This is a genomic window from Paraburkholderia sp. A1RI_3L (assembly GCF_048957895.1).
Taxonomy (GTDB): Bacteria; Pseudomonadota; Gammaproteobacteria; order Burkholderiales; family Burkholderiaceae; genus Paraburkholderia; species Paraburkholderia kururiensis.
The window spans coordinates 198,762-219,011 of record NZ_JARCHA010000005.1 but is presented as its reverse complement, the minus strand read 5'-3'; the positions used below and the strand labels follow the sequence as shown (position 1 = coordinate 219,011).

At 60.1% G+C, this 20,250-nt stretch carries 20 protein-coding genes and 1 pseudogene; 5 read left to right on the top strand and 16 right to left on the bottom strand.

Going from position 1 to position 20,250, the window contains the following annotated elements; all coding sequences use genetic code 11:
- Positions 1 to 135 precede the first annotated feature (135 nt).
- Complete coding sequence (locus PXJ20_RS16365; protein ID WP_421029360.1) at positions 136 to 453, top strand: hypothetical protein; 318 nt, start codon at positions 136 to 138, stop codon at positions 451 to 453.
- Positions 454 to 697: 244 nt separating this feature from the next.
- Positions 698 to 3,319 carry a UvrD-helicase domain-containing protein gene (locus tag PXJ20_RS16360; RefSeq protein WP_421029361.1) on the top strand — a complete coding sequence of 874 codons (2,622 nt, stop codon included), beginning with the start codon at positions 698 to 700 and terminating at the stop codon, positions 3,317 to 3,319.
- A gap of 295 nt (positions 3,320 to 3,614) precedes the next feature.
- Here the strand turns inward: PXJ20_RS16360 and PXJ20_RS16355 are convergent.
- Positions 3,615 to 3,755: pseudogene (locus tag PXJ20_RS16355) on the bottom strand (transposase); the annotation flags it as partial.
- 276 nt (positions 3,756 to 4,031) lie between these two features.
- On the opposite strand from PXJ20_RS16355, the gene PXJ20_RS16350 reads away from it, so the two are divergent.
- A complete protein-coding gene (locus PXJ20_RS16350; RefSeq protein ID WP_421029362.1) occupies positions 4,032 to 4,739 on the top strand; it encodes a recombinase family protein in 708 nt (235 codons plus the stop codon).
- A 313-nt stretch (positions 4,740 to 5,052) separates the two neighbouring features.
- On the opposite strand, the gene PXJ20_RS16345 is transcribed toward PXJ20_RS16350, so the two are convergent.
- From PXJ20_RS16345 to PXJ20_RS16320, 6 genes are all read right to left on the bottom strand, one after another.
- Entirely contained in the window at positions 5,053 to 5,703 is a 651-nt protein-coding gene (locus tag PXJ20_RS16345) for a hypothetical protein (RefSeq protein ID WP_421029363.1), read from the bottom strand.
- A gap of 31 nt (positions 5,704 to 5,734) precedes the next feature.
- Positions 5,735 to 6,031 carry a hypothetical protein gene (locus tag PXJ20_RS16340; RefSeq protein WP_421029364.1) on the bottom strand — a complete coding sequence of 99 codons (297 nt, stop codon included), beginning with the start codon at positions 6,029 to 6,031 and terminating at the stop codon, positions 5,735 to 5,737.
- Positions 6,032 to 6,177: 146 nt separating this feature from the next.
- Positions 6,178 to 6,945, bottom strand: a complete 768-nt coding sequence (locus PXJ20_RS16335; protein ID WP_421029365.1) for an SIR2 family NAD-dependent protein deacylase — start codon at positions 6,943 to 6,945, stop codon at positions 6,178 to 6,180.
- A gap of 139 nt (positions 6,946 to 7,084) precedes the next feature.
- On the bottom strand, positions 7,085 to 7,687 hold the full coding sequence (gene gspG / locus PXJ20_RS16330) for a type II secretion system major pseudopilin GspG (protein WP_421029366.1): 603 nt from the start codon (positions 7,685 to 7,687) through the stop codon (positions 7,085 to 7,087).
- A 108-nt stretch (positions 7,688 to 7,795) separates the two neighbouring features.
- The gene (locus PXJ20_RS16325; protein WP_421029367.1) at positions 7,796 to 8,758 is read right to left on the bottom strand and encodes an OB-fold protein; all 963 of its coding nucleotides are present in this window, start codon (positions 8,756 to 8,758) and stop codon (positions 7,796 to 7,798) included.
- 324 nt (positions 8,759 to 9,082) lie between these two features.
- Entirely contained in the window at positions 9,083 to 9,679 is a 597-nt protein-coding gene (locus tag PXJ20_RS16320; protein ID WP_421029368.1) for an acyltransferase, read from the bottom strand.
- Between the two features lie 193 nt (positions 9,680 to 9,872).
- Here PXJ20_RS16320 and PXJ20_RS16315 point away from each other — a divergent pair, with 193 nt between their 5' ends.
- Positions 9,873 to 10,292, top strand: a complete 420-nt coding sequence (locus PXJ20_RS16315) for a helix-turn-helix domain-containing protein (RefSeq protein ID WP_421029369.1) — start codon at positions 9,873 to 9,875, stop codon at positions 10,290 to 10,292.
- Positions 10,293 to 10,335: 43 nt separating this feature from the next.
- On the opposite strand, the gene PXJ20_RS16310 is transcribed toward PXJ20_RS16315, so the two are convergent.
- From PXJ20_RS16310 to PXJ20_RS16270, 9 genes are all read right to left on the bottom strand, one after another.
- Positions 10,336 to 11,532: a tyrosine-type recombinase/integrase gene (locus PXJ20_RS16310; protein WP_421029370.1), complete on the bottom strand. Its 1,197-nt coding sequence runs from the start codon at positions 11,530 to 11,532 to the stop codon at positions 10,336 to 10,338.
- A 266-nt stretch (positions 11,533 to 11,798) separates the two neighbouring features.
- The gene (locus tag PXJ20_RS16305; protein WP_017776740.1) at positions 11,799 to 13,184 is read right to left on the bottom strand and encodes a replicative DNA helicase; all 1,386 of its coding nucleotides are present in this window, start codon (positions 13,182 to 13,184) and stop codon (positions 11,799 to 11,801) included.
- Positions 13,185 to 13,407: 223 nt separating this feature from the next.
- On the bottom strand, positions 13,408 to 13,860 hold the full coding sequence (gene rplI, locus PXJ20_RS16300; RefSeq protein ID WP_017776739.1) for a 50S ribosomal protein L9: 453 nt from the start codon (positions 13,858 to 13,860) through the stop codon (positions 13,408 to 13,410).
- A gap of 31 nt (positions 13,861 to 13,891) precedes the next feature.
- Positions 13,892 to 14,167 (bottom strand): 30S ribosomal protein S18, encoded by a 276-nt coding sequence (rpsR, locus tag PXJ20_RS16295; RefSeq protein ID WP_017776738.1) that lies wholly within the window; start codon positions 14,165 to 14,167, stop codon positions 13,892 to 13,894.
- A gap of 2 nt (positions 14,168 to 14,169) precedes the next feature.
- Positions 14,170 to 14,469, bottom strand: a complete 300-nt coding sequence (gene priB / locus PXJ20_RS16290) for a primosomal replication protein N (protein WP_017776737.1) — start codon at positions 14,467 to 14,469, stop codon at positions 14,170 to 14,172.
- Between the two features lie 48 nt (positions 14,470 to 14,517).
- Positions 14,518 to 14,889: a 30S ribosomal protein S6 gene (rpsF, locus tag PXJ20_RS16285; RefSeq protein WP_017776736.1), complete on the bottom strand. Its 372-nt coding sequence runs from the start codon at positions 14,887 to 14,889 to the stop codon at positions 14,518 to 14,520.
- Between the two features lie 285 nt (positions 14,890 to 15,174).
- Positions 15,175 to 16,347 (bottom strand): zf-HC2 domain-containing protein, encoded by a 1,173-nt coding sequence (locus PXJ20_RS16280; RefSeq protein WP_421029371.1) that lies wholly within the window; start codon positions 16,345 to 16,347, stop codon positions 15,175 to 15,177.
- Complete coding sequence (locus PXJ20_RS16275; protein WP_421030918.1) at positions 16,337 to 17,038, bottom strand: RNA polymerase sigma factor; 702 nt, start codon at positions 17,036 to 17,038, stop codon at positions 16,337 to 16,339. Before PXJ20_RS16275 ends, PXJ20_RS16280 begins: the two co-directional genes overlap by 11 nt.
- Before the next feature lie 288 nt (positions 17,039 to 17,326).
- Positions 17,327 to 18,268 (bottom strand): substrate binding domain-containing protein, encoded by a 942-nt coding sequence (locus tag PXJ20_RS16270; RefSeq protein WP_413211917.1) that lies wholly within the window; start codon positions 18,266 to 18,268, stop codon positions 17,327 to 17,329.
- 196 nt (positions 18,269 to 18,464) lie between these two features.
- Here PXJ20_RS16270 and gcl point away from each other — a divergent pair, with 196 nt between their 5' ends.
- A complete protein-coding gene (gene gcl / locus PXJ20_RS16265; protein WP_026121836.1) occupies positions 18,465 to 20,240 on the top strand; it encodes a glyoxylate carboligase in 1,776 nt (591 codons plus the stop codon).
- The last annotated feature ends 10 nt before the right edge of the window (positions 20,241 to 20,250 follow it).

Genomic DNA, 20,250 nt, shown 5'->3' with positions numbered 1-20,250 from the left:
CGATACTGTACAAAAATACAGCACCCCTCCAAGGCTGTCCACAAACTGCTCCAGCGTCACCTACCCATTTTCCCGCAGCGCTGACAGCGCAAGTGCAATTTCATTTTGTCGATTCCCACATGAAGGACGCACAAAATGAATTCAGCCCGCATCCGTTTACCCGCAAAACGCTCGCCCGATCATCGTGCGGTGGAACAACACGTGCGAACCAACCTAACCATTGCGTCGTCAGGAAAATTCAAAGACGCCGTGTTAGAACTCGCGATGGCAAAGGAAATGTCTATTTCCGAGTTTGTGCGCCACTCGTTGTGCGACATGTACCCAAAGCTCCAAAGGTTCGACCGGCCTGCCGAGTACGCAATCAAGCGCAACACACGCCTTCAGAAAATGCAAGAACACCAAGCGCAGGTCCCCACGAAAGACCCGGATGACGAATATATAACCTTCGAGTGATGTGGAGCACACAGGGGGATGGCTCACGATTTAATTAATACACCACCCCCACCCTTCCTCTCAACCCAAAACAAGCAATTTCCGAACGTTTTTGCAGTGCTTTTCGACGTTTTCGCGATTCCCGGTCCCTACGAAAAGTGTACTCCCAAGGCAATCTTCAACCTGCCAGTAAATACATGAAGGCCGGTCAGAAATTCACTCAACAGTACGCAAAGGCCTTCCATCGTTTTTCAGGAGAATGTCAATGACAGCATCTACCAGACTACCCGCTATCCTCAAACGCCTGCTTTCTCTCTCTATAAATATCCGTGTAGGACTCGACAAAATCGCAGGAAGTATATGCGATCCGAATCCGAAGCTCGACGTGGACGAACTGCGTAAACATTGCGCCTCGTTTCATCTGTTCACCGCCACGGTAGATAACGTCAAGGACGCAGCAGGCAAGAGCCGTGCGAAGCACGATTATCTGTCCAAGTTCACAATTGTTGCACCTAAGCCGTCTTTCTGGTCGCTGTTTCTGTCGATGATCGGTACGCGCTACGACACGAAGATCAACCATATCGAACCAGTGCTGGAATTCGTGACCCGTTCGGTAGAAGACGCCAAGACAGTTCAGCAAATTCTTTTGCAGATCGTGCTGCCCAATCAATACCGGTTTAAGCAGGAAGTAAAGATAGAGCGACTGACAACGGCGTACTTCAACAGCGCTGAGAATTACGGTCGCAGCGCGTACCGCTACGTCATCTACCCGACACGCGACAGCAAGCAGGCTCCAGGCAATCCTGCCGGTCACACTGAATATCGTATTGTGTCCCTTGCAGCAATCGGTCGTATGGGTATTCGTACAGTGCATGATGTTCCGCTGTTCGATGTTTGTGCGTACTGGCGTGAGAATGCGCAGATTTTCGATTTTTCCAAGGTCGATCTAGGTGCGCTGCTGGCACCCGAGCTATCGAAGGAAGGGAAGATCAAACGTGCCCAGAAGTTCATGCGCGATACGTCAACGCACCCTGAAGGCTGGCCTATCCTGCAAAATATGGTTCAGCACAAAGAGTATGGCGAGAGCGTCAAGAAGCTGTTGAAGCCGCTGGACGTTCGCGATCTGCTGCCGAAAGGCCTGCAACCACTGCCTGACCTTCCGGTAATTCCGCAGCCGAAAGTGTTTCTTTGCACGGCCAAGCGGGAGAAAGACGCCCCTGCTGTACCGTCGAAGAAAAAGCTGACGTACGAGCAACGGGCGTTTATTTATTTGCCGACGACCGCAACATCGGCGGAAATTCTCGGGGCAGCAGCCGGCACGGGCAAGAGCTCCACAATGCACGCGTTTATGGAGTATCTTGTGGAAAGCGGTTACTACGAACCCCGCGATATTCTTGTGCTGGCGCACAGCAAAAAGGTCGTTGCGGATAACAAGGAACGGCTATCAGAAAATCTGGAAGGCGCTCAGATTCGGTCGTTCAGTTCCGTCGCGTTCTACATGTTGCCGGATGATTTACAGGAAGGCGTAAAAGCCCGGCCCGACAGCTACTCCGAGGCGATTATCGAAGCAACGCGTCTGCTGCGTGCGGGCGCAATTTTCCCTCCCGGTGAGTTCAAGTGGCTGTTCATCGATGAATATCAGGACATGGATGAGTACAAGTTTCAGTTCGTGTTGGAACTGCAAAAACACATTCCACATATCCGGCTGCTCGGCGACGCGCACCAGTCCATCATGAATTTCGGCAAGAACCACGTCCGCGCGATCAATATTCAACAACGCCTGGGCGCAACGGTGAAACGGCTCACGATTTCGCAACGCGTACCCACCCCAGTTTGCGATTTTATCCGTAGCACGCTCGGCATTGAAATTTACGGCGTTCGTGAAGGACAGAAACCCATGTTGATCACGGAGTGCGACCATATCGATGCAATCGACCTGATCGTCCCACAAGTGAAAACGATTCTTCAGTTAGGTGACCCACCGAGCAGCATCGTGATACAGACACGCCTGAACGGCCAGCAACGCTTCATCGCGAACGCCCTGACGGAGGAGGGCATAAACTGCGTAGCAACCTCGGTCAAGGGGTCGATGTGGCCACGCATGTTTCCGTTGCTCGATCTTCTGGATTTCGTGATCGAGACCGCCACGCGGTACGGCAAACCCGGCAGCGAGCCGCCCGATCAGGAAACATATCGGACCGTTGCAAAGCGTCTTGACCGTTATGTGCTCGACCGCGCTATGCCAATCAGTGCTGACCACAAGAAGACCTGCTGTCAAACGTTTTGGGGCTGTGTCCGTACGCCGTCTTTCACCGGCAAGTACAACGCTACTGCCCGTCTTTTCATGAGCCTGCAACGCGGTATGTCCAAAGCTGACAAGCAGCTTTTGGCAATCGAAATCCGTCGCTGGGCAGCAGTGGCGGCAGGTTTCTCGGAGCCCAAGCAGTTCAAGGCGTACATCGAGGAACTGTGCGAGCAACCACCTATTTTAGTCACAACTATTCACGCGTTTAAAGGCGGTGAGGCGGACCATAATTTCGTCGTCGGGTGTGTGGACGGCGTCATGCCCAAAAAGGGCGAACCGTGGGACGATGAGCGTAAGCTGTTTTATGTTGCCGTCAGCCGCACCCGCAAGCGCCTGTACATTTTCGAAAGCACTTGGTATCAACCAGGAGCCCGCGAAAAAGATAGCACAGGCACGAAGTTCAAGTACACGGGAAAAACGTACGATCAGCCCTCGCCATTTATCCCTGCCAAGGCACTCGCGGCCTTCAATGTGCGCACAGCCGCAGAATTGCAGGAACTGGTTCGCCAAAAGAAATCGGCCCCGAAGGGCCGACTGTCGAGTACTGACCCCGGCAAGAGCAGTATTCGCGTTTCTCAATAACCTGTACCAACCATCAGGCGTCCATTCCATCGTGGGCGCCCCTTTTCCTTCGGTAATCCAAGCTTACTTCACCGAGTCTGGATCGAACAGCGTTTCGTTCGGTGACTCAAACACGAAGCATTCCCCTTGTGCTTTGTGTGCCTCGCAACGCCATGCCTGACTAGACGTACGATCTTCATAACGAACATCGAACTGTGTATCACGTCAGCTGACGTTTCGTGCAGCGCTTTGTGCCCGATGTATTTACTACTGCACTATCAAATTGCCTATCACAAATTTCGACATCCGACCTGTGCCCACCGTACTTCGTCCGCCAGTTGTAAAACGTCGCGTCGCTGATTCCCATCTTGCGGCAGACCTCCGCGACCGGCGTGCCCAGCTCGGCCTGCTTCAACGCATAGGCGATCTGTTCTTCGGTGAACTTGCTCTTCTTCACGGCATGACCTCCTGGTCTCGATGACAGCGTCATGCCGGAATTTTCCACTTCCAAGTGGGACAGTTTTGTGGGCTAGGGTCAGCCCGTCCAGCGCTATCCAACGCAACGCCGCGAGCGCGACACAATAGCACCGTCGCACGGCGTCGGCCACACCACGCACATAACGTCAACAGCATTCCGGGTTGGCTCGACTTTTCGTTGTAAACGGAGCGTGTCCCCAGTAGACTGACTAATCATTAAACTAGTGTATAGAAAATTTGTCAGGCAGCTAAAACGATGGCAAACGGGAAATTTGTGGCCTACTTTCGAGTCTCGACCCAGCGTCAAGGGCAATCTGGACTCGGCTTAGAGGCGCAGCGCGAAACCGTCAAGAATTATCTGAACGGCGGCGTGTGCGAAATCCTCGGCGAATTCACCGAGGTGGAAAGTGGTCGGCGCAATGACCGGCCCAAACTGTCCGAAGCGCTCGCTTTATGTAAGAAAACCGGGGCGACGTTGATTTGCGCTAAGTTGGACAGATTGTCAAGGGATTTATCCTTCATTGTGAATCTTATAACCGCGAAGGTGCGGTTCGTCGCGTGCGATCTGCCTGAAGCCAACGAGCTGACTTTGCATATTTTTGCCGCCTTCGCCCAACACGAGGCAAAGAGGATCAGTGAACGTGTCAGCGACGCGCTGCGTGCTGCAAAAGCAAGGGGCGTGGTGCTCGGAAAGGCGGGCCCGGCTAACCTGAAGTCGAATATCGAGGCCCGGCGGAAAGCGGCAGATGACTTTGCGCATCGGCTCGCCCCGGTTATCAATGGTTTTCGCGCTCAAGGTCTGAGCCAACGCAAGATGGTCGAGCAGTTGAACCAGTTGAATATTCCGGCCACGCGTGGCGGTCAATGGTCCTTGCTGCAATTGCAGAACGTGTTGAAGCGGATCGACGCTGTTAAATTGCGCGACATCGCCGCAACGGAGGTGTCTACAGTGGCCCAAGCATAAACGACGTGACTGCGGCGCGTGCTGGCGCGCATCGATGGAATGGCCACCACCGCTCCAGCTTTTACCGTTTGATGGCTGGCGGTTGCATTAGCGATGGCTTACGCGGCTGCGTCGATGTGGTGCGACAACCTGAATGGAAAGCCCCGGTAAGCAACAAGGGAATGTTGGCGTGACGTTCAAGATGTCCGCTCTGGCAAGCGCGCGTATGCCTGGATGCTCATCCTGATGGCACGCAGACGGTAGTGCCACTAAAAAAAATCAGTGTCCCTGAAATTCCGCGAATCATTGGTGGCTAAATAGCGATGCGCGATACCTAGCCTGCCCTCCAGAAGCGCTGTGCCTCCTCGCGCGCAAACGAGCCCAGGTCCCAAGAGACCGGCTGGCCGGGATACGGTTCGATATGGCTGACATAGCGCGACAGGTCAGAGGCCCAATCGAAATACAGGCCGTCTCGGTATACACTCATGCGCTTCGCGGCTTCCGCAGTCACATGCAGAACATGCGAGAACAGCAACCGTCGACGGCGGTCTCCTACGAGGTGTGCATACACGTCGATGCGGCAGCTACCTTCTGTGAAGCTGAACGCCGAAACGTCGAGTGAAATCAGGAAGTGATGGTTCGCCTCGACTCCAGCGGGAGGAACGAAAACTCCGCTACCACGTACGAGCTTTTCGCGCTGTCCATACACCCAGATATTGAAGGTTTGGGTTATTTCGCCGTTGGCGAGGCAAACATGCATGCTCTCGATGACGCGGCCGCGTGCGCCGGTAGCAAACAACAGCGCACGTAGGTATATTTTCGGCGAGCGATTGTGCCCGTTGCGCGAGGACACATCCTCGCCGAAGAAAATTTGCGTTGGCCGGGTCATCTTCACCGTGCCGCGTCGCACATAGGTAAGCCACGCGGTAGAAGCTGAGACAATCAGCGCGAGGCCGGAAATTGCAGTTGAGACTGGATCGACCATGACCGTCTGAATGACGCTGTAGAAGGTTCTTTCAATGAACGAGCGTCAGCACAGCGCTCGTGATCGTCGTGACCGCGCCGAGAACGACCGAGAATGCGGTCCAAATAGCAGCGCGTTGGTTGAGTCTCGCCGCTTGTTCGCTCGCTTCCATAATCCCCGCAACCCAGCCGCTGTTCGTTTGCGACTCGCCGTCAGCCTGCTCAACACCGCCGTACTTCGCCCAGGCTGGAACGATGCAAACCTTGCTGGAATGTAGCCACAGTTGCGCGGCGTAGAAGCCGACGAGAGCGGTCGACACCGCGAGGAAGATAGTGACCGCGACCTTCATTGTCATTCTCCCGGCATGATTTCCCCAGAGCATCCTGGCGCATCGTGCAGTTGGTTTCCCCACCGAGCGGCACATGCCCAGTACTTAATTTACAGACACGCAGGTAGACGCGTTCTTCAATAACGCCCCGGCCGGAACACGAGTGACTATCTAGAATGCGCCCTTACCGCTTCGAGCAGCGCGGGCATCACAACAGCCGCGCTTCCGGCAAGATTGAACGCTGCGATGTCGTCAAGAGACGTCCGACTGGGATTTACTTGTACAACCGTCGCTCCGTGTCTCGCGGCCATGGAAGGCAAGCTTGCAGCAGGCTGCACAATGGAGCTTGTGCCCACACTGAAAAGCACATCGCAAGTTTCGCACGCCTCTACAGCAGCGCTCCATTCGGGCCGTGGCAACTGCTCGCCGAACCAGACAACACCAGGACGGACGTAGCCGCCGCAATATTCACATCGCGGTGGCGCAAGACGGCGACCGCCCTCCGGCTCGCCTGGAATTCCCGGCGACAACTCGTGCGGGCGTTGGCACGTAAAGCAAATCGGGCAATCCAGTCTGCCGTGTAGATGGATGACGTTCTGGCTGCCTGCACGTTCATGCAGGTCATCAACGTTCTGTGTAATCACATCGACACGCCGGACCTCAGAGGAAATCTCTGCAATTGCGCGATGCGCGGCGTTCGGCTTCGTCTTCATCACCGTCATCCTGCGCCACTCGTACCAGCCCCATACGAGTTCGCGGTCCCGCCTGAAGGCGTCCGCGCTAGCCAGCTGCTCTGCGTCGAAATTCTCCCACAGGCCGGTCAGCGCATCACGGAACGTCGGTATGCCACTCTCTGCGGAAACGCCTGCCCCGGTCAGGAACACAACGTGGTTTGCGTTGCGCAACGCGGTGATCAAGTCTGCCGGGATATCCATGTTCACGATTCTGGACAGTACGTAGAAAGCCGTACCCGAATATTCACTATATAGCGCCGCACGTAGCGAGGTGCGCCCCGTTCAAGAAATTCCCGGCGGAGGTTAGATGCATGACGAAGCGCGCTGCGCCGCGGCTACGTCATTGTCCCGACTTGTTCATGTCCTCTTTCTCTGCGGCGGAAACCGCGGGTTGCCACGAGCCGATTGCGCCGGTGCCTTCATCATTCGGGTGATTGAGCGGTCCAACGCTGTACACGTCGATTTCGCCGTGGGCACCAGGATTCAGGAACTGATATGGGCGCCCCCAGGGATCGTTCACCAATCGCTCCAGGTACCCGCCCTGCTTCCAGTTTGCCGGAACCGGTGCAACGACAGGTTTTTCTACCAGCGCTTTCAGCCCCTGCGCCTGGGTAGGATACGCGCCGTTGTCGAGCCGATACAGTTTGAGTGCCATCATGATGACGGCAATGTCCTGGGTAGCAGCGATCTTCCTTGCCTCGTATTGCCGGTCCTCGTCGCGGGCATTTCCGAGGTGAGAAGTTGTCACGTTCACGCAGTTCGGATCGTGCTGCAATTCTCCTGGATTCGCGGCGCACGCGGCAAGCACGCGCTGCCGCAACTCAAAGTCCGCGTCGTACTCACTGACGTTGTATACACGGTCCAGTGAAGGAACCTGCGTGGCCGGTTTGCAGGCAGCGAGCACCAGAGCGGATGACAGCACGAACACGATGGATTTTTTCATCGAAGACCCCCGAAAGGCAATTTGAACGGCTTCTTATTTACTGCGTGCCGGACCATATCAGCCGGCACGACCAGCACAATCATTTACGAAACCAGCGGACACGACGTTCTACTGCGACAGCGAGCCCGCTAGCGTGCCTTGCTCCACAAGCGTATCCAGCTTGCCGGCTGTGTCGTGGAGACGCTTTTCTGCGTCGAAGTACCATGCTGCAAGACACGGCACGTCTGTACATTCATCGCGCTTTTCCAGCGCAGCGTGCAGCGCCTGATTGAACTTTCCTCCAGCGTCCGTTGATTGCGTCAGGCCGTCGAGCGCACGCGCCTGCTTCAGCACGGTATGTGCCGCTGCATCAAGACGCACATCTGCTGCGGCAAGGTCAGCGTCGTGGCAGATGAGCCATGTTGCCGTGCCCTTCTGCGTTGTGCAGTCGAATGATGGCTCGAAGCGTGGATCGTCAGTTGATATCGCAGATATTGCGCCCTGAGCCGCAGCGTACGGCGCGGTCACGTAACCGCCTGACAGAAAGCTGCACGAGGTGAAGCCAGGCGTACGCAACGACATGCCGTTTCCCTTGCAGTACAGATCGATAATCTGGCCTGGCTGCACCTTCGCAACATCCGCCATGCTGTCGGGTGCGAAACGCACAGAAGCGCGATCTTCTGAAGCGGGATCGGTCGGGCGGACGAACAGAAAGGGCACATCACCGATGTCCTTTTCCACGTTTTCCGCTACTGCCCGGAAATGTATCCACCGCCCGCGATATGCATTGTCGGCGGCAACCTCGTTGGCGTGATAGTCCCTGATGACTTTCATCAGCGGCGTCACGATCCGGTATGCCGCCTCCGATGCTGCGATGCTTACCTGTTCCTGTGCCTGTGGATCGGTTACGGCATGGCGCTGTACTGCGACGGCAGGCGACGCCGGTGCGATGGTGAATTCTGCGGGTTGGTATTTCGATGCAGGCACCTCTACCCGTGGTGCGGGTTGGCCGGTTACGTACACAGCGAGCACCCCAATACAGAGCGCGACCAGCATCAAAACCCAGATAGCGTTCCTGCCCTTCCGCTGCATCGCTTCATTTCTCCTTGTACACAATCTCCGCGCGACGAATATTCACTGCGACACACCTGGGAGGCGTCTCGACCTGCACATAAAAATCGCCGCCGTTCTATTCACCGGGCTGCTCTCGTACATGCCCGCCCTGCGCTTCCTTCGTCTTCGATATCGGCGCGTGGCCCCTGGCAAGAAAGTCCTGATCGGTCGGATCGCCTCCCGCAATTGCATGCACGCTGTGTCGAAAAAGTCCGGCAGGTCTCCCTGCCGGCGAAAGAATTCCGGCATCCGAGGACATGCAAAATTGCCGGAAAATACACAACCGCATCCGCGCACCACTTCTCAGGACCCGCCCTGCTCTCCCCCCAAAGGTTCCGTATCCGACGGCAAGAGCGGTTGCAATTGCGTCCCGACAAACCGCGCAGGTGTCCCCGCATAAACTCCCCAGGGAGCGAGACTCTCTGTTACGAGCGACCTCGGTTTCACCGACGCGCCCTCGCCAATCGAGCAGCCCGGCAGAACGACGGAACACGAACCGATACTCACGTGTCTGCCCAGGCGCACAGGTGCCGTGTCGACATCGGAAAAGTGGCCAGGAGAGACGGCGGGGCTGTCCAGGAATTCCCCGCAATAGTCATCGGCGGCGCTGTAAAGGTGAACGTTGTCCACCAGATGGCAGAACGCGCCGATGTCAATTTCGCCCGCACCACCGAGAAAGCACCTGGGGCCGATATGGACTCCGTGACCGATGGTTATGTGGCCCGTGATCGCGTGCAGCGTGGTCAGCCCATCAATCGTCACTTCGTCACCGAGCTGGATGTTCTGCACGCCCACGATTGCGCAGTCCCGCGCGATCCGCACGTTGCGTCCGATGCTGCCGAAGCCTGCATCAGCAAGGTCTGCGTCGGTCCAGTATCCCTCAGTGCGTTCGCTATTCATTAGTCACTGCTCGTGTCGTGAAGGGTAGTAGGTGCTGCGTCCAGCGCTCCAGGCATGTCTTGTAGACCAGCAGTCCGGCAAGGCCACACTGAGGCACTGCGCCAAAGCATAGCAATATATGCACAAACATACATATCGTAGCATGTATGTTTGGTTCTTCAAATGCCATAGAATGTTCGTGAGGATCGGTGTCATGAAGAAAAAACATGACCCGAAGAGCGAGCCGCACGAAGACCCGCGTGTAGGCGAAGCCATCGCCATGCGGAGGCGCGCACTTGGTTTGACGCAGGCCCAGCTTGCACAGATGATCGATGTCGGGCAGGAATTCATTTCCCGCATCGAGCGCAAGGCCACGCCGCCAAAGCTTGATACCCTGCGGAAAATTTGTGACGCTTTAAATTGTTCAGTGGACGACCTTTTGCAGACGGGCACGCCCCTCGATCAGACTGACGAACACCTCGCCGCCATAGCGATAGCGATGCGCGACCTAGCCCCCGACGAGCGGGATTCCGTCGTTAGCATCGTTCGGCACGTGTGCGAAGCATTGACTGAACACAAGCGGACGATGGTGCCGAAAGTGAAGACGAGCAAGGTCGTGCGCAAATCAAAATAGACGCGCGCCGAGGCGTGGGCCACGCGGCCCACAATTCCTGCTTCTATAAAATGGCGACCCGGTTCAAGCGTTCGACGATGTTGTCGGTCAAAGTGCCGTAGTTCGATTGGATAATTTCGACGCTCGTGCCCGTCAGTGTAGCGACGGTGTACACGTCGATGCCCTGCGCAATGGCCTCGCTAATGTACGTATGGCGCATACAGTAAAGCACAGCATCCGGCAGGCCAGCCAGTTCGCGAACCTCACGGAACATCCGGCCCCAGACAGGAGCGGTCCAACGTTGACCGTCAGCCGTCGCGAGTAAAGGTGCATTGCCGATTTTATTTCTCGTGTGCGTCGCGAAGAATTCCCGCGCCTTGTTCGACAACGGTACGTCGCGGCATCCGGTTTTTCCGTTAAGCGCGAGTAACCCACCCTCACGGTTGAAATCGGCGACATTCGCACTCGCGAGTTCGCCAGGACGCGCGCCGATTAGTAAGAGCGCAGTCGCGAGCAACCGCAAATCTCCCGGCATTTTGTCGAGCAGTCGATTGCGCTGCTCTACAGTCAACCAGCCCTTGCGGCGCGAAGCCACGTCAGGAAACTGATTGATCTCCTTCCACCCCGCATCGGTCAAGACGAGCTTGAGCCTGTCTTTTCCATAATTGAGCGCGGCTTTCAATGATTTCAGTTCTCGATTAACCGTGTCCCTAGCACGGTTGTAGCCTTCTTCGTCTTCCGGCTCAATGTCGTCCAACTGTGCGTTTCGCCATTTCTCCACGTGGAGCGGCCGCAGTTTATCGAACTGAATAGCGCCGATAGGCTTCCCGTAAACGAGACGCTCGAATCGCTTTTGCGCATCGTAGGCCGTCTTCTCGCCCTTCTCGACTCGCCGGTTTTCCACATATTGACGACACACGTCGGCAACAGTCGAAATCTTCTTTTCGTGCTGTGCGCCGGACGCCAGTTCGTCGGCCCATTTCTCAATCAGCTTGCGCGCAGCGTCGTAGTCGAGAAGATCGGAGCCGAACGCCTTGAACTGATATTTACGGCTCTCGTCCTTTCGACGGCCGATCCAGGTGCCCCCGCCCGACTCCAGCTTCCGAAATCCGATGTGGACGCCCAAGCTGATGCGCTCCCAATACGGGTCGCGACGCGGCGCGAGCTTCCCACGTGCAGTCTTCGACTTGATACTTTCCTTCGACACCATCCGCCCCTTTGCCCGTACGTACTCTCGCACGTATTCTATACGTACTTTCAAGGCTGGACGCCGATAGACAACCTTACCCAATAAACTCGAAAAATCAATAACTTAAAAATACTCTGTAGACCACTGTGGGCAAACGGAGACGCTATTTTTTGCCCTCGGTGGGCATAAATCGACCGAACATGGGAGTCCTGTAGTGGAATCAGGGTGCTGACACAAAAGTGCAATATTGTACCGTTGCAGCCTTGGGCACGCACCCGTCCCATGTCGTATCGCGGCGTTCTTGCCACGGCGTGGCGCAAAAACACCCTAAAGCGGCCTCATTCCCCGCCGTAGAAATTCTGCGGGCCCGCGAAGTTGTCGAACTTGGTGAACTGACCATGGAACGTCAGGCGCACCGGGCCGATCGGACCGTTACGCTGCTTGCCGATGATGATTTCCGCGGTGCCCTTGTCCTGGCTGTCCGGGTTGTACACCTCATCGCGGTAGATGAAGAGAATCACGTCGGCGTCCTGTTCGATAGCACCCGATTCGCGCAGGTCCGACATCACCGGACGCTTGTTGGGCCGCTGCTCCAAACCCCGATTGAGCTGCGAAAGCGCGATGACGGGCACGTCGAGTTCCTTGGCAAGACTCTTGAGCGAACGCGAAATTTCGGAGATTTCGGTCGCGCGGTTCTCCCCCTGCGACGAACCGCTCATGAGCTGGAGATAGTCGACGATGATGAGCCCGAGCTTGCCGCATTGCCGCGACAGACGCCGCGCACGCGAGCGCAGCTCCATCGGGTTGAGGCCACCGGTTTCGTCGATGAAGATCTGCGCCTCGCTCATCTTCTGCACGGCGTGCGTGAGCTTCGGCCAGTCTTCGTCGGTGAGACGCCCGGTGCGCATGCGGTGCTGGTCGAGCCGGCCCACCGAGCCGAGCATCCGCATGATGAGTTGCGTGCCCGGCATTTCCATCGAGAACACGGCGACCGGCAAGCCATACTCCACCGCCACGTATTCGCCGACGTTCATCGAAAACGCGGTCTTACCCATCGAGGGTCGGCCCGCCACGATGATCAGTTCGCCGCCGTGCATGCCGGAAGTCATGCGGTCGAGGTCGACGAAGCCGGTGGGCGTGCCGGTCACATCGCTCGGATTGGCCGTGTGGTACAGCGTGTCGATGCGCTCCACCACCTGCGTGAGCAGCGGCCCGATCTCGAGAAAGCCCTGGGTGCCGCGCGCTCCGTCTTCGGCAATCGAGAACACCTTGGCTTCAGCCTCGTCGAGCAGTTGACGAACTTCCTTGCCCTGCGGATTGAACGCGTCGGCCGAAATTTCGTCGGCCACCGACACAAGCCGGCGCAGCACCGCACGATCGCGCACGATTTCCGCGTAGCGGCGGATGTTGGCTGCGCTCGGCGTGTTCTGCGCCAGCGCGTTCAGATAGGCGAGGCCGCCGACCTCATCCGCCTTGCCCGAGGTGCCGAGCGCCTCGTACACCGTGACCACGTCGGCTGGGCGTGAGCCGGCAATGAGCCTGCCGATGTGCTCGAAGATGATCCGGTGGTCGTAGCGGTAGAAGTCGCTCTGGGAGAGAAAGTCGGCGATCCGGTCCCAGGCGCCATTGTCGAGCAGCAGACCGCCGAGCACCGACTGCTCGGCCTCGATCGAATGCGGCGGGACTTTCAGCGACTCGATTTGGGGATCTTTCGGTGCGTTCATGGTCGGCAATTATCGGCGAAATCAGAGGCGGCGGGAATCTGTACGAGCGCCGTCCCAGCGAAGTGCGACAGCGGCGGGCAGAGCGCGGCAGCGGCCGAAGATAAACGAAAAAAAGCGGAGAAGAAAAAAGGCAGGAGCCGAATAACGGCTCCTGCCTTCGTGTGCTGCGATGCTGACAACCGGTCTTGCGAAGCAAAACGCCCGCGGCCGGCCGCCGCCGTCTTTAGACGTGCTCGCCGAGCACCGACACGGTGACGTCGACTACGACGTCCGTGTGCAGCGCGACTTGCACCGGGTGGTCGCCGACCATCTTCAGCGGACCTTCCGGCAGGCGAACCTGCGCCTTCTCGACTTCGAAGCCTTGCTTCTTGAGCGCCTCGGCGATATCGGCGTTCGTGACCGAGCCGAACAGACGGCCGTCCACGCCTGCCTTCTGCGCGATCTGCACGGTCAGGCCAGCCAGCTTCTCGCCTTGTGCCTGAGCGGCTGCCAGCTTTTCAGCGGCGACCTTCTCGAGTTCGGCGCGACGCACTTCGAATTCGGCGATCGCTTCCTTCGTGGCACGACGAGCCTGCTTTTGCGGGATCAGGAAGTTACGTGCGTAACCGTCCTTGACCTTAACGATGTCGCCCAGGTTACCCAGATTGACGACCTTTTCCAGAAGAATGATTTGCATTCGGATGCTCCTTGTTGCGTCGTCGTTCGGGTTAAGCCTTGTGCTGGTCGGTGTACGGCATCAGCGCGAGGAAACGCGCGCGCTTGATCGCCGTGTCGAGCTGGCGCTGGTAGTGCGCCTTGGTACCCGTGAGACGCGCCGGCGTGATCTTGCCGTTTTCGCCGATGAAGTCCTTCAGCGTTTCGATGTCCTTGTAGTCGATCTGCTCGACGCCAGCTGCCGTGAAACGGCAGAACTTCTTGCGCTTGAAGAGCGGGTTTTGTTGCTGACGACGCTTGTCGAATTTCTTGCCAGTCGGGCGGGCCATGTTCAGTCCTTTCCTGTGTACTGCAGTTCTGTGATGTGAAACACCAGGGTTCGCGCGTTGCGGCTTTTCTTCGCCAGAAAACCGGTGAAGAGCGCTTCGACGCCCATCTCGCAGCTTTCCAGCTTGCCGCTCGCTTCGCCGGCCGCAACGGCCGGCATCGTCAGCTCGATCTGCCGGGAGACACCGGCTTCGACGACTTCGGCGTGGTGCTGCAACGTACAGCTTGCGATCGGAACGCCGGCCGGGGTGTACCGCACCGGTTCGCGTTCAACGATGGTTGCCGTGAGCTGCAGCCGGTTCACGTGGGCCGTGAGCGTGAGCGAAACGCTTCCCTGATGGCTTGTGCTCTCTTAAGCCTGCGCTTCGGAAGGCTGGGCAGCCGCCTTGCGGGCTTCTTCGCGCTGCACTTCCTTCATCATCGGCGACGGGCCGGTTTCAGCCTTCTTCATCTTGACGATGAGGTGGCGCAGCACGGCGTCGTTGAACTTGAACGCGTGTTCCAGCTCGTCCAGCGTGGGCTGGTCGCATTCGATGTTCATGCAGACGTAGTGAGCCTTCGCGAGTTTCTCGATCATGTAGGCCAGCTGGCGACGGCCCCAGTCTTCGATACGATGGACCTGGCCGCTGTGCGACGTGACCATGGACTTGTACCGCTCGATCATCGCGGGCACCTGTTCGCTCTGGTCCGGGTGCACGATGAAGACGATTTCGTAATGACGCATACACACTCCTTGTGGATAGAAGCCACCCGGGCGTCGGAACCGGTGTGGCAAGTGAGAAGCCGAAGAGTGTAACCCGAATGGCTGGGACACGCAAGGATTGCGGTGAATCGGGCGCGAGATTCGGCCGTATTTTCAAGGACTTGAGGGGCGGACAGGGCGAGCAGGACGGGCTGGGCTCAAAAGCAGCCATGGTGATGTGATTTCAGCCGCCCCAAGCGGTCCTCGCACGGCCACTACGCGGCCCGCGGCCACCTCACGCGGGGCTACCTCACACGCGGGGCCACCTCACGCGCCGCCGCCCAGCCGCGCAGCAAGCACCGCCTGGAAGCCGGCCAGCACGGACGATTCGGCGTCGCTCACCGCCCACCACGTCATGCCGGCCGCCTGCCAGCGGCGCACGGCATAGCCGTCCGACAGCGTCGCGAGCGGCGCGCTCTCGCCGCGCTTCGCCGCCTCGGACGTGGGCAGCACGTAGACGTCGATTACATGCTTGCGGTAACGATAGATCAGCACTGCGACACGCCGATGCCCCACGTAGTCGAGCCGTCCGCCCGTGAGCGCGAAACCGCTGGCCGCAAGATCTTCCACCGGCGGGGCATAGTCGAGCCGCCCGTTGAACCAGGGTTTGACGGTGTGCTGGTCCGTGGAGACCACGTCGATGTCCCGTCCGGAAAGCTCCGCCCGCACGTGGCTCGCGACGAGTTCGTTCACGAAAAGACCGCTCTCGGCCGGCCGGCGGACCAGCAGCACCGTCGTCGCGACCGCGGCCACGAGCAGGAGTCCCACGCCGGCGAGCAGGCTCCCGCGCGACGCAGCAGCCGCGGCCCCGGCGCTCGACCAGCCCGCTGCGCCTGCTCCGGCGGCCACACCTCCCCGTCCGGCTCGTGCGCCCGCGGCGTCGGAGGGTCGGAACGCGTCAGCGAGCCATGACAATGGGCCGCGCGAAGGCGGGCGAGCGCGTGCGCCATTGCCGGCTCCGCCCACCACGGCAGCGCCCACGCCGCTGCCATCATGGCTGGCGCCGTTGTTTACACCGTCGTTCACACCGTTGTTCACACCGTTGCTTGCGCCGCCACCGACGCCCGCGTCCCCGTAGCCCGCTTCGCCGCCCGCCCTCGCACCGTTATCCTCATGCCCGCCCGATGCGGACCGTCCGTCGCGCTCGACACGCCGTTCGCGCTGCTCGTCCGCTTCCGCCACGGCGGCAGACATGGGGACGCGTGTCTGCGCGTGAGCCTCCCCCGGCAGCATCGCGACGATTCGCGCCCTCAGCGCCTCGGGCGCCCGGTAATAGTGCCCTCCACGCCTCACCGTACTGGCCAGCGCCGCGAGCGCATCGCGTGCTTCACGGCACGCCGCACAGCCATCGACGTGTTGCTGCACACGCAGCGCTTCGAGCGCCGGCAGTTCACGATCGAGATCCGCATCGAGCAGCGGACGCACTTCCTTACATTCCATCGAAGGCCTCCGATGCGGTGTTGTCTGGATGGGCCCGCCGCGCGGCGTCGCCGCCCGGACGGGCGGGCTTCGCTGCGAGGCCGCCTGCCTGCGGCGCTGGCTTCCCCTGCGGCGGCCGTCCCGGCGCGCCGCTGAGCAGCGCGGCGAGCTTGCGCCGGGCGCGGGCAAGGCGCGACATCACGGTGCCGACCGGCAGATCGGCAATCGCCGCGATCTCGCGGTAACTCATATCCTCCATTTCGCGCAGCACCAGCACCTCGCGAAATTCGGGCGGCAACTGTTCGAGGGCCGCGTGCACGCGCCGGGCGTCTTCCTCGCGAATCAGCAACGCCTCGGGATCGAGACCACTCACGCTCCAGCCGTCGAGGGCGATCTCGCCGTCGTTACCGTCGTTGTCGTCGAAGGGCGCGACTTCGTGCGTGTTGGCGCGGCGCCGCCACTCGGTGTACCAGGTGCGGCGCACGATGGTGAGCAGCCACGGCCGCGCGCTGTCGCCATGAAAGGTGTCGAAGAAGCGAAACGCGCGCACGCAGGCTTCCTGGACGACGTCTTCGGCATCGCTCGGATTGCCGCAGAGCCAGCGCGCAAGGTTGTAGGCCGCGTCCAGATGCGGCAGCGCGAGCTGCTGGAAGCGCAAGCTGCGTGCGGCAGCCTGGGCACCAGAGCAGGCGTCGTCCGGCGAGCGGTCCATACGGTGCAACGCGGTCGGCTCAGCCTCGCCATATGCCGCGCCGGTATCACCCGCACTACCGCCAGCACTACCGCCCGCACTACCGCCAGCGCCGTCACCGCCGACGTCTGCCCCGCGCGCTGCCTCGCCCGCCGTGCCGTGCACGTCGCCGCCTTGCCTGTCCTCGTCCAAGGTTTGCGCCACCCCGGCCCTCCGGTCGCTCATCGTTTCGCCGTGCGTGCGCGGCTCACGGCGCCGGCCTCACCCCGTCGCTCCTGATCCGCACCACGCTTCACCCGGCAATACCGGTCACACCGCGAGTTTATTCCCGGGCCCGGCGGCTGCGGCCCCCCGCCAATACCCTGGCTGGGCGTAGACGTCCTTCAGGTAATCGATGAAATAGCGCACCCGGGCAGGCACGTAACGCTGCTGCGGGTACACCGCGAGGATGTCGTAGTCGGGCAGCGCGAACTCGTCGAGCACGGTCTCCAGCTGACCGCTTGCGAGCTGTTCCTCGACTTCCCAGGTGGACCGCCAGCCGAGGCCAAGCCCCTCGGACACCCAGCGATGCAGCAGCTCCCCGTCGTTGCAGTCGAGCGTGCCGCCCACCCGCACGGTGACGAGCTTGCCGTTGCGGCGGAAATACCAGCCGCGGTTCTGGCCGCCCTGCAGGTTGAACGCGAGGCAGTTGTGGCGCGGCAGGTCTTCGAGCGTCTTCGGCCGGCCGTGGCGGCTGAAGTATCCCGGCGTGCCGCAAACCACGCGCCGGTTCGACGCCAGCTTCACGGCAACGAAATTCGGATCCACCGCCCCGCCGATGCGAATCGACAGGTCGTAGCCCTCGCGCACGAGGTCCACCACGCGGTCGGTCAGGTTGAAGGAAATCTGCAGCCCGGGCTTGTCGGCGAGAAACGCCGGCGCGAGCGGCGCCACATGCTTGCGCCCGAAAGCCGCGGGCGCCGAGACGATCAGATGGCCGTTCACCGCGCGCCGGCCGGCCGCCAGTTCGTTTTCCGCCTGCTCCCATTCGGCGAGCAACCCGCGGCAGCGTTCGAGGAACGCGGCGCCCTCCTCGCTCACCACGAGCCGCCGCGTGGAGCGATACATCAGCTTCACGCCGAGGCGCTTTTCGAGCGCGTCGATACGCCGCCCGAGGATCACCGGCGACACGCCTTCCTCGAGCGCCGCTGCCGCAAGGCTCCCGGCCTCGGCCACGCGCACGAACGTCTCGATCTGCTTGAAGCGGTCCATGTTCGTCTCCTGAGCGGCGGCCGGCTCGACCAGCCGCCGCCATTCGATACTTTTTGTTTCGTATTAAACGACCAGCACTGATCTTATCAAACCTTTGATGCACCCCTAAAGTGACTCTCGACAGGCGCTTCCCGTGATCCATCGCGCGATTCGCGCCATCCGCTTTCGCAGATCTTGAGAACTCCAGGAGACACGCATGACTAGGATGAGAGCCATCGACGCCGCCGTTCTGGTGCTCGAAAAAGAAGGGATCGACACTGCGTTCGGCGTGCCCGGCGCCGCCATCAACCCGCTCTACTCCGCGATGAAGAAGGCGGGCGGCATCAGCCACGTGCTCGCGCGCCATGTGGAAGGCGCTTCCCACATGGCCGAGGGCTACACGCGCGCGGCGCCCGGCAACATCGGCGTGTGCATCGGCACGTCGGGGCCCGCGGGCACGGACATGATCACGGGCCTCTATTCGGCCTCGGCGGATTCGATCCCGATTCTCGCCATCACGGGCCAGGCGCCGCGCGCGCGGCTCTACAAGGAAGACTTCCAGGCCGTCGACATCGAATCCATCGCCAAGCCCGTCACCAAATGGGCGGTTACGGTGCGCGAACCGGCGCTTGTGCCGCGCGTGTTCCAGCAGGCTTTTCACCTGATGCGCTCAGGCCGCCCCGGCCCGGTGCTGGTCGACCTGCCGATCGACGTGCAACTGGCCGAAATCGAGTTCGACATCGACACGTACGAGCCGCTGCCCGTCTACAAGCCGCGCGCCACGCGCCATCAGATCGAAGCCGCGCTCACGATGCTCAACGACGCCGAGCGTCCGCTGATCGTCTCGGGCGGCGGCGTCATCAACGCGGCCGCCGAAGACCTGCTCGTCGCGTTCGCCGAAACGCTGGGCGTACCGGTGATCCCCACGCTGATGTCGTGGGGCGCGATTCCCGATGACCATCCGCTCATGGCCGGCATGGTCGGTCTGCAGACCTCGCACCGCTACGGCAACGCGACGCTGCTCGCCTCGGACTTCGTGCTCGGCATCGGCAACCGCTGGGCGAACCGCCACACCGGCAGCGTCGAGGTCTATACGAAGGGCCGCAAATTCGTGCACGTCGATATCGAACCCACGCAGATTGGCCGCGTGTTCGGGCCGGACCTCGGCATCGTGTCGGACGCGTTGGCCGCGCTCGAACTCTTCGTCGACGTGGCGAAAGAATGGAAGGCGGCCGGCAAGCTCAAGGACCGCAGCGCCTGGGCCGCCGAATGTCTCGAACGCAAGCGCACGCTGCTGCGTCGCACGCATTTCGAGAACACGCCGGTGAAGCCGCAGCGCGTCTACGAGGAAATGAACCGCGTGTTCGGCCGCGACACCTGCTACGTGAGCACGATCGGCCTCTCGCAGATTGCGGCCGCGCAATTCCTTCACGTCTTCAAGGCGCGCAACTGGATCAACTGCGGCCAGGCCGGCCCGCTCGGCTGGACGATTCCCGCCGCGCTCGGCGTGCGCGCGGCGGACCCGGCCCGGCCCATCGTCGCGCTGTCCGGCGACTACGACTTCCAGTTCCTGATCGAAGAACTCGCGGTGGGCGCGCAGTTCAAGCTGCCGTACGTGCACGTCGTGGTGAACAACTCGTATCTGGGCCTGATTCGCCAGGCGCAGCGCGCGTTCGACATGGACTACTGCGTGCAGCTCGGCTTCGAGAACATCAACGCACCCGAGATGAACGGCTACGGCGTGGATCACGTTGCCGTCGCCGAAGGGCTCGGCTGCAAGGCGCTGCGCGTCTTCAAGCCCGAAGACATCGCGCCGGCCCTGCGTCGTGCGCAGTCGATGCTCGGCGAGTTCAACGTGCCCGTGATCGTCGAGGTGATGCTGGAGCGCGTGACGAACATCTCGATGGGTACCGAAATCGATGCGATCAACGAGTTCGAAGCGCTTGCCGAAAAGCCCGAAGACGCGCCGACGTCGATCGGCGTGCTGTCCTGATCCGCTTTCC